The following is a 9,544-nucleotide window of genomic DNA, read 5'->3' on the forward strand; positions in this document are numbered from 1 at the left end:
ATATGGAAATATCACAACCGCTTGCCGTGGACCGCAAAACTTCACTGATGCAGATTGTGCCGGTAATGCTATGCTTTTTTGCAATGGGTTTTGTCGACCTCGTAGGCACAGCTTCAAATTATGTACAGAAAGATCTTGCTCTCTCCGACTCGGAGGCAAATCTTTTCCCGTCGCTTGTCTTTTTCTGGTTCTTGATTTTCTCAGTGCCTACCGGCATGCTGATGAATAAAATCGGGCGTAAAAAGACAGTACTCATAAGTCTGGTGATAACAGCTGTGTCTTTGTTCATACCGGCGCTTGGCGACAGTTATGCCATCATGCTAATTTCATTCTCGTTGCTCGGTATCGGTAATGCTGTAATGCAGACATCTCTTAATCCACTTGTTACTAATCTTATAAGTGGCGACAAACTTGCGTCGACTCTTACTTTCGGACAGTTTGTGAAGGCTATAGCCTCGTTTCTTGCGCCGATTATCGCAGCATGGGGTGCCACTACCGCTATACCTACATTTGGTCTTGGCTGGAGGTCGCTCTTTATCATTTATGCCGTTGTAAGTTTCTTGTCGATATCGGTACTTGGTGCAACTCCAATACAGGAGGAACGTCCCGACAAAGCCTCAGGCATAGGTGAGTGCATCAAACTGCTCGGGCGGCCGTTTATTCTGTTGTGTTTTATCGGTATCATGTGTCATGTCGGTATTGATGTCGGCACCAATACCACTGCCCCCAAAATTATCATGGAGCGCATCGGATTACCTCTTGAGGAGGCCGGTTTCGCGACAAGTATATATTTCATTTTCCGTACAGCCGGATGTTTCCTCGGCGCGTTTATATTGCGCTCGGTGTCTCCCAGACTGTTCTTCGGGTTCAGTGTCGCAATGATGCTTGTGGCTATGGGGATGCTATTCGTGTGTGACACTCTTACAGCCCTGTATATAGGTATCGGTCTTATCGGCTTTGGCAATTCTAATGTTTTCTCGGTCGTATTCGCGCAGGCTCTCAATACATCGCCTAATGAGAAAAACGAAGTGTCCGGACTGATGATAATGGGTTTGTTCGGAGGCACTGTCTTTCCCCTTGCTATGGGCTTTGCCGCTGATGCTGTAGGACAGGGCGGTGCGGTCGCCGTGATGACAGCCGGAGTGATATATCTCATGTACTATACAATGAAAATAAAGAAATAAAGTTACCCCAATAAATATTTTAATACCATTATTATGAACAACAATGTAGTAGTAGGAATGGGAGAGGCCCTGTGGGATGTTCTCCCCGAAGGAAAGAAAATCGGAGGCGCGCCTGCCAATTTTGCCTATCATGTATCGCAGTTCGGTCTGCCGAGTTGTGTAGTAAGCGCTGTAGGTGATGACGCGCTTGGCGATGAGATACTCGAGAATTTTACTACAAAAGGACTCCGTCAGCTTATCGAAAAGGTGCCTTATCCTACCGGCACCGTGCAGGTCGAAATAGATCAGGCCGGAGTGCCCCAATATGAGATAAAAGAGAATGTCGCCTGGGACAATATCCCATGGACTCCATCGCTTGAGGCTCTTGCAAAAAATGCAAAAGCTGTATGCTTCGGTTCGCTGGCTCAGCGTAATGTAGTGTCACGCGAGACTATTAACCGCTTCCTTGACACTATGCCCAAGAATGAGGATACTCTGGTGGTATTTGATGTGAACTTGCGCCAGGGATTCTACAATAAAGAGATTCTCTGCAAATCAATGGAGCACTGCAATATTCTTAAAATTAATGATGAGGAACTGGTCACAGTAAGCCGCATGTTCGGCTATCCCGGCATTGACCTTCAGGATAAATGCTGGATTCTCCTGGGAAAATACAATCTTAAGATGCTTATTCTTACATGTGGTATCAATGGCAGCTATGTATTTACCCCCGGTAATGTATCATTCCTGCCTACTCCCAAGGTTGAGGTGGCCGATACGGTAGGTGCCGGCGATTCGTTTACTGCGGCATTCATATCTTGTGTGCTGAAAGGCATGCCTGTGGCTGAGGCTCACCGCAGAGCTGTAGATACTTCGGCATTTGTGTGCACCTGCAATGGAGCGATGCCCGTGCTTCCTGATGCGTACACCAAGTAATAATTAAACTTGCCTAATCATGTAATCCGGAGATGAATACTATTGGTGTTCAATCTCCGGATTACATAATTTCTATAGGCTGTCATATTCTTCTTCGGTCACCGGCTCAAGCCATATGTTCTCACTGTTTTCACCGGGAATACTGAATGCAAGATGTGCGAACCATGAGTCTTTTGCGGCTCCATGCCAGTGCTTTACATTGGCCGGTATGTGGATTACTGTGCCGGGTAGTATCTCGACCGCAGGTTTGCCTTCTTCCTGATACCAGCCGCGGCCGCCAACTCCTACGAGCATCTGACCGCCACCGGTATCTGCCTTGTGTATGTGCCAGTTGTTGCGGCATCCCGGCTCAAACGTCACATTGGCAAATGGTATCTGTGAGTCTGAAATCGTGGCTATATAGCTGTTGCCGATGAAATATTTTGCATATGATGTATTCGGTTCGCCAATCGGGAATATCATTGAACGGGCAAATTCAGACTTTGCATCATCACCTTTTATATCATCGTTCCACACATCTTTTGCAAGACGGAAAGCAGCCCATGCCTTTGGCCAGCCTGCATAGAATGCGATATGAGTTATGATTTCAGAGATTTCGGTGCGGGTTATACCGTTATTTTTCGCTTCCTGAAGATGGAATGTCAGTGAACTGTCGGTAATGCCTTGTGAGATAAGTGATGTGATTGTCACAAGACTGCGGTCGCGCAATGAAAGAAGGTCATTGCGGCTCCACACTTCTCCAAAAAGGATGTCATCGTTAAGATGAGCGAATACCGGGGCGAAATCACCAAGCTGTTGGCGTCCTGCTGTCTGAACTATTTTTTGTTGTGCCATAATAAAATTTGAAGTCAATACCGATACAAATATCATCAGTAGGGTCGTTGCTGTTTTTCTCATTTACAGGCAATTGGTCGGTTATAGTATATAATTTCCTTAGGCAATCTTCACTCGATGAAGTTTACTATTTTGTTGGCTTGATTGAGAGGAGTCTGGTCAACGAGTTTGAGAGATTTTACCATTTTTATGGTTGACCGTTTGTATTTTTGAAAATGCTCCGAGGCAATGTGCTTCTCGTAGGCATCTTTACTTGCGTATGTTTCGAGAATTGTAACCATACATGGATTATCCTTTTCGCAGATGGCGTACATGGTAAGTACGCCAGGCTCAGTGCGCAGCGATATTTCTCCGACTTCTTTAGCATAGTCGATGTATTCGCTGATGCATTCCGGATATATTTCTATCTTTGAAAGTCGGACAATGCCATCTGGCTGCATCTTCTCTTTTGCACAGTTTGATGGCATTCTGTCAGGATTTGAGTCGGGGAGTTCCATATTGGTCTCTTCTGTTATCTTATCCTTATTTTTGTCTACGGGATTGTGGCATGCGGCAGATATGGAGAGGATTAAGACTGATATAATGATTGGAAGGCGGTACATTACTGCAAATTTTTCAGGATTTTCGCCGGGACGCCTCCGGCAACTGTCCGTGGAGGGATATTTTTATTGACGACAGCGCCTGCGGCGATTATAGCCCCGTCACCAATTTCGACTCCTTGGAGAATTGTGACATTAGCTCCGATCCATACTTTGTCGCCGATTTTTACTGGCGCCGGAATCATATCACCTCTATGGTCGGGATCCATGGCATGGTTAAGGGTCGCTATCACACAGTTGTGTCCGATGAGCACGTCATCGCCGATTGTTATTCCTCCTTGGTCCTGAAATTTGCAGCCGGAGTTGATAAACACACGTTTGCCGATGCGGATATTTTTCCCGCAGTCAGTATAAAATGGCGGAAACAGGCCAAGGCTCTCATCTACACGTGCACCTGTTAGTTCCGACATCAGCTCGATAATCTCTTCATGGGAATGAAATGCGGTGTTTATCTCCATGGTGATGCGTATCGCTTCCTGGCTTAGGGAATGCATTTTAGCATGAATCGGACTTCCGGCAGGAATGAGCCTGCCGGAGTCCATTGTCTCGATAAATTCTTTTGTTGTCATTGCTCAATTATTTATCGGCATCCATTTATTGAAGAATTCCGCAATCTGATTCATCGGAATTTTTTCAAGATTGTCATACAAGTCACAGTGGCTGGCATCTGCTACAATCAGTAGTTTCTTGTTATCGCCGTGCAGTAGCTTGAAGGTGTCCTCACCGAAATATCGTGAATGTGCGTTCTCGCCATGCACAATCATTACCGCATTGTCGAGTTCGTCCGCATACTGGAAAAACCTGAAGTTCGTGAACGGCAGAGACGAAGTCGAGTTCCATCCGTCGGTAGAGTTGCCGGAGCGTACATGATATCCTCTTGGAGTCTTGTAGTAGGCATGATATTCTTTTACGAACTGTGGCACATCGTCGGGTAGGGGATCGACTACTCCTCCGGCTCGCCGGTAATAACTGTTGCGGTAGTCCTCCGTGCGCTGTGCGGCCAAAGTGGCACGTATGACATTGCGCTTGTCTTTTGAGTTGTCGGCATCGAAATAGCCATTGGCGGTGACTCGAGTCATATCATACATAGTAGAGGCTACCGTGGCTTTGATTCGTGGATCATTTATTGCAGCCTGGATTGCGATTCCGCCCCAGCCGCAGATGCCGAGTATGCCAATCCGCTCGGGGTCTATGTCAGGTTGGGCCGACAGGAAATCGACTGCGGCCGAGAAATCCTCTGTATTTATGTCGGGCGATGCAACTCGTCGCGGCTGTCCCCCGCTTTCTCCGGTGAATGACGGGTCGAATGCGATGGTGATAAATCCACGTTCGGCAAGTTGTTGGGCGTACAGGCCGGCACTTTGTTCTTTTACGGCGCCGAATGGTCCGCTGACAGCAATGGCGGGGAGCTTTCCGGTAATGCCTTTTGGTGTATACATATCAGCGGCAAGGGTAATGCCGTATCGATTCACAAATGTCACTTTGCGATGGTCTGTCTTGTCGCTTTTCGGGAAAACTTTGTCCCACTCCTGCGTCAGGACAAGTCTCTCGCATGGCGCAATGGCTGTACTGGTATTCTGATTGTTCATATTTTGAGATTTTGATACGAAATTTCCAGCAATAATTAATGATATAAGTATTATTAATCGGTTCATTATAAATCGGGCATTGATGATTTTCTGATTGCAAATTTCGTAACTAAATATCCCGGCGCTATACCACAATTCGGGTAATACATACCAGTATTGCGGACGCTAAATCATTTTAGCCCGGAAATGATTATTTTTGCACTATGAAACATGATTCCATAATAGTAAAACTTGATTCCATAGATGCTTACAACAAGCTGTATGGGCTGGAGACACGCCACCCTTTGGTGACTGTGCTGAATCTTACTGAAGCTACCCGCGTAGTAAATCATATACAGATGGACTATGGGGTTTATGCCTTGTATCTTAAAAATGGTGTCAGTTGTACTCTTAAATATGGTCGACAGGCATATGATTATCAGGAGGGCACGGTGGTGAGTTTTTCTCCGGGGCATATCATAGGAGTGGAGTCGGAGACTGACGAGTTGGCTCCCGATGTCATCGGACTGATGTTTCATCCTGATCTTATTTATGGCACTCCACTTGCTGCTAAGATTAAAAATTATAGTTTTTTTGACTATTCACAGCGAGAGGCATTGCATTTGTCGCTGGATGAGAGGAGACTGTTTATCGAATGTCTTGACCATATAAAAAACGAGATAGAGCATCCTGTCGACAATCACACAGCTGAGATTGTGGCCAGTCATATTCAGGTGCTTCTTGATTATTTGTCAAGATTTTATGAGCGTCAGTTCATAACACGCCGTAAGGTTAATTCGGATGTGCTGACAAAATTTGAAAAGGCATTGAAGGAATACTATGCTGACGGTCATGGCAAGGATGGAGTGCCGACTGTGAATTACTTTGCCGAGATAGTGAACCTGACACCCGGCTATTTCGGCGACCTGGTCAAAAAAGAGACAGGCAAGACTGCACAAGAGCTAATATCACTCCGTATTATTGAATTTGCCAAACAGCAGTTGGCTACCACGAATGATGACATAAGTATCGTGGCATACGACCTTGGATTTCAATATCCGCAGCATTTTTCCAGAATGTTTAAGCGGATTACCGGAATAAGTCCAAAGCAGTTTCGCGAAAAAATCAGTGTAGGATATAATTGACTTTCTGCTATTGGCGGTTGACTATTTTTTAGTAGGTAATTTTGGAGTAATCGAGATGAAAAATTCAAAATTTATTCCGGGCATTGGATGCGACAATACTGAGAGATAGTCTTCGTTGAACAGATTGTTTACGGCAAGTTTCAAAGACAGGTCGGCCGGCCGGAACGAGAAATTTTTTTCAAGGGATATATTGTTCATGAAGTACTCGGGGAGGTGTCCGGTCAGGGTATATTCGTTGCTTGACATGGTGAAACGCCGTGAATAATAAACCCACTTGTACAGAAATGCCCATGAACGCCACGACAGCCTTCCTGTCAGAGACGCCGAATGGCGTGGTACATATGGGAGCTGTTTGCCGATGGATTGGTCGGCTTCCGACATTTTGTCTCCGACATTTATCGACGGGGTCCATGAGTATGACGCGTTGATGTCTAAGAACCAGCCTTTAAACGGTTGTATACCCATATTGACCTTTGTCTCTATGCCGTATGCGTGTACTTTTTTTACATTTCGTGGAGAAAAGAATCCCTTTGTCGTCGGTAGCCAGATTATCCAGTCGTTTATATAGCTGTCAAACCATGTCGCACCTCCGTCAATGGAAAATACTCCGGGATTTCCTATGCTGAATGTTGCTCCGAAGTCATAGCTGAAACCATGCTCGCTTTTAAGGTCAGGATTGCCTCCGGGCAGAAAATACAGGTCGTTGAGGGTAGGGAAGCGGTAGTTGCGGGATATTGACCCTTTTAATGTGATATTGCCGGTGTGTGATACAATTCCGTCAATGAAAAATGCCGGTATCAGCGGTGCCCATGTGCTGCCATACATATCTTCGCGTATGACGGCCGACATGCCAATCCGTTCGCATGGTTGCCATTTTGCCGATAATGCACCGGAAAGTTCAATCCGCCCCTTGTCATATCCTATTATGGCGCGGTTATTATCCTGGAGTTGTATGTTGCGGTCTTCGCTGCGTACGAATTGCTGGTGTGCCGACATATTGGCTGTAAAATACCATTTTCGCGAGGGAGTATATTCGCCTTCGGCCTGAGCATAAAAGGTGTTTATGTGGCTGCGTGAACGGGTCATGGTGGTCCAGTTGTCATTGGCTGTCTCCCGTCGATAGTCATAAGCCATCCATGTGTGTATATACCCGCCTTTCACACCTGCTTTCCACGAACTTTTGATATGATTCCATGAGAGTATGCCACGTATGGTCTGCTCGCGTTGACGGTTTTCGAAGTCCGACTCTCCATAGTCGGTTGTCAGCAATGGCAGTTCGCGGTTTGAACTTGTATACCATGCATTTAGTCCGAAATGGTCGCCATGCAGAGTGTTGTAATATACTTCCTGAAGCAGATGGAAATCCTTGAACGAGCCGTTTCGGTTACGTTCCTTGGGATGATACTGAGCTATGATATTGTGGTTGTCGTCGTATATATTCAGCTTCTTGTCATGATTTGTATATGTATAGTCGTTGGGTGATGATGAATATACGGCGCGTGTTGATATTTGCCATTTGTCACTTCCATAGGTGATTTTGGCAAATTCGTCAAAAGTGCTGAATGAGCCTATTCCCTGTACATACTGCAATCCGAGCCCATCTTGTATGTCTGACGATGTGGCCAGTTTTACGAGACCACCCAGTCCGCCACCGGTTTCGTTTACCGACGATGTGCCGTGTAGCAGGGATGCCTTGTCGATAAAAAACGAAGGGATTGTGGAGAAATCGGTCATGCCGAGCATCGGGCTGTTTATGCGCATTCCGTTCCATGTTACTTGTGTGTGGCTTGGCGATGTGCCTCGGAATGCTACGGTCGACAGTGTGGCGCGTCCGTGGCTTTTTACGAAAATGGAAGAATTGAATGTCAGTACATCGGCCATTGACAATGCTATATTTTCTTTAAGCATTGATGAGTCGAGAACTGTTTTCTGAATGCCGATATCTTTCATTGGCCGCTTGGCGGTGTAGATTACTTCGCCGAGACGATAGGTCTTTTGAGCTGAGGCAATTGTCGGAATCGATATGGCTGTGAGGAGGAGTAATCCTTTTAAAAAGCGGAGTGGGGCGGATATGTCAAACATGCTATTGGAGTTTGTCGCAGAATTCAGTTCCAGCAGAATGCACCCGGATTTATACCTGCGTAAAATTGGTCGATAAGTGTGCCATGAGCGTTATAGCGGTATATGATGCCTCTCTGTTGGTAATCTATCGCATCGGCCACATATATCTCTCCGTTGTCAGGATTCACCGTCAGACCGTAGTAGATTGTGGCCCGCTCCTCGATAAGAGGCGCTACAGGGAGGGCGTCGGCGCTGATGTCCATATTCCATATCCCTCCATTTATCCAGAGCAGAGTGTCGCGTGCGCCGTTGAGCTGAAGTTCTGACGGCGATTCGCCGAGGCGCATGGTATAGCGCTTCTCGATAGTGAATGACTCTGCGTCAATACGGCAGATTGTAGGAGCTTCGTATCCATAGGGGCTGCCTTCGTATCCGCCATCGGTAAGTACCCATAGCTTGTTGTTACGGTCAATGGCAATCGATGATGGCTGTATGCCTACGGTCAGTTTATCGACAACGCGGTCGGTTTCGGTATCTATTTTTATTACACTGTTCTGATAGCTCCAGCATGTGCAGTAAATATATTTACCGTATTGCACCATCTGTTCGGTCGACCCGTTGCCCGCCTCCATGCCTGGCACAGTGATATAGCCCGTGATGGAATATGTGGATGGATTGATTATGAATATCCGGTTGTCCCATAGCTGGGTTACATAGGCTTTTGTGTCGCTTATAAAATGGATGTATCGTGCGGCTGTAAAGTCCTCGATGCGCCCGGTTTCTTTCAGGGTGCGGGTGTCTATTGCGAATATAACATGAGAATTGTCTACTACAATCCAGCCTTTGTCGTCGTGGATAGTCATTGACTGGGCCACATCGCCGAGCCGGTATCCGTTAGCCCGGAAAAACAGTTCGTTTTCTACAGTATTGGTCGCAGGGTCATAGTAGGATAGTGTGGCATTGCCATACTGGTAGTTGCCTTCGTTGGTGATAAACAGGCCATGGGGAGGTATGGTGAATTCCTCTTCTTCACCGTAATCCCATTTCATACACGAAGTGACAAGTAGGCATTGGCATGCCGTAAATATATACGTCAATATATACAGTGGAGAGAGGGATACTTTACGCATCGGCATAAGAGCTTGTTAAATAATAAATGTTACCGACTGGAGGTAATTTGTTTAACATCGTTGATATATTTTTGCATTTATTTCAAATTCAGCAAGAGATTGAGGAAT

8 protein-coding genes and 1 pseudogene are annotated in these 9,544 nt (G+C 46.1%); 3 read left to right on the plus strand and 6 right to left on the minus strand.

Features of this window, described 5'->3' with window-relative positions:
* The first annotated feature begins 2 nt into the window (after positions 1 to 2).
* Both K2I50_RS09525 and K2I50_RS09530 read left to right on the plus strand, forming a co-directional pair.
* Complete coding sequence (locus K2I50_RS09525) at positions 3 to 1,184, plus strand: MFS transporter (protein WP_301026087.1); 1,182 nt, start codon at positions 3 to 5, stop codon at positions 1,182 to 1,184.
* A gap of 33 nt (positions 1,185 to 1,217) precedes the next feature.
* Entirely contained in the window at positions 1,218 to 2,099 is an 882-nt protein-coding gene (locus K2I50_RS09530; RefSeq protein WP_301026088.1) for a carbohydrate kinase family protein, read from the plus strand.
* Positions 2,100 to 2,171: 72 nt separating this feature from the next.
* On the opposite strand, the gene K2I50_RS09535 is transcribed toward K2I50_RS09530, so the two are convergent.
* From K2I50_RS09535 to K2I50_RS09550, 4 genes and pseudogenes are all read right to left on the minus strand, one after another.
* A complete protein-coding gene (locus tag K2I50_RS09535) occupies positions 2,172 to 2,969 on the minus strand; it encodes a carboxymuconolactone decarboxylase family protein (RefSeq protein ID WP_526022979.1) in 798 nt (265 codons plus the stop codon).
* 74 nt (positions 2,970 to 3,043) lie between these two features.
* Positions 3,044 to 3,412: pseudogene (locus tag K2I50_RS09540) on the minus strand (putative quinol monooxygenase); the annotation flags it as partial.
* A 122-nt stretch (positions 3,413 to 3,534) separates the two neighbouring features.
* Positions 3,535 to 4,101 (minus strand): DapH/DapD/GlmU-related protein, encoded by a 567-nt coding sequence (locus K2I50_RS09545; protein ID WP_301026090.1) that lies wholly within the window; start codon positions 4,099 to 4,101, stop codon positions 3,535 to 3,537.
* Between the two features lie 3 nt (positions 4,102 to 4,104).
* Positions 4,105 to 5,187 carry an alpha/beta hydrolase gene (locus K2I50_RS09550; RefSeq protein ID WP_526022978.1) on the minus strand — a complete coding sequence of 361 codons (1,083 nt, stop codon included), beginning with the start codon at positions 5,185 to 5,187 and terminating at the stop codon, positions 4,105 to 4,107.
* A gap of 137 nt (positions 5,188 to 5,324) precedes the next feature.
* On the opposite strand from K2I50_RS09550, the gene K2I50_RS09555 reads away from it, so the two are divergent.
* Positions 5,325 to 6,245 (plus strand): helix-turn-helix domain-containing protein, encoded by a 921-nt coding sequence (locus K2I50_RS09555; RefSeq protein WP_301026092.1) that lies wholly within the window; start codon positions 5,325 to 5,327, stop codon positions 6,243 to 6,245.
* A gap of 21 nt (positions 6,246 to 6,266) precedes the next feature.
* On the opposite strand, the gene K2I50_RS09560 is transcribed toward K2I50_RS09555, so the two are convergent.
* Together K2I50_RS09560 and K2I50_RS09565 are read right to left on the minus strand one after the other, a co-directional pair.
* Positions 6,267 to 8,327 (minus strand): TonB-dependent receptor, encoded by a 2,061-nt coding sequence (locus tag K2I50_RS09560; protein WP_301026093.1) that lies wholly within the window; start codon positions 8,325 to 8,327, stop codon positions 6,267 to 6,269.
* A gap of 23 nt (positions 8,328 to 8,350) precedes the next feature.
* Positions 8,351 to 9,355: a YncE family protein gene (locus K2I50_RS09565; RefSeq protein ID WP_301026094.1), complete on the minus strand. Its 1,005-nt coding sequence runs from the start codon at positions 9,353 to 9,355 to the stop codon at positions 8,351 to 8,353.
* Positions 9,356 to 9,544 lie beyond the last annotated feature (189 nt).

Source organism: Muribaculum sp. (assembly GCF_029051885.1).
In the GTDB taxonomy this organism is placed as follows: domain Bacteria; phylum Bacteroidota; class Bacteroidia; order Bacteroidales; family Muribaculaceae; genus Muribaculum.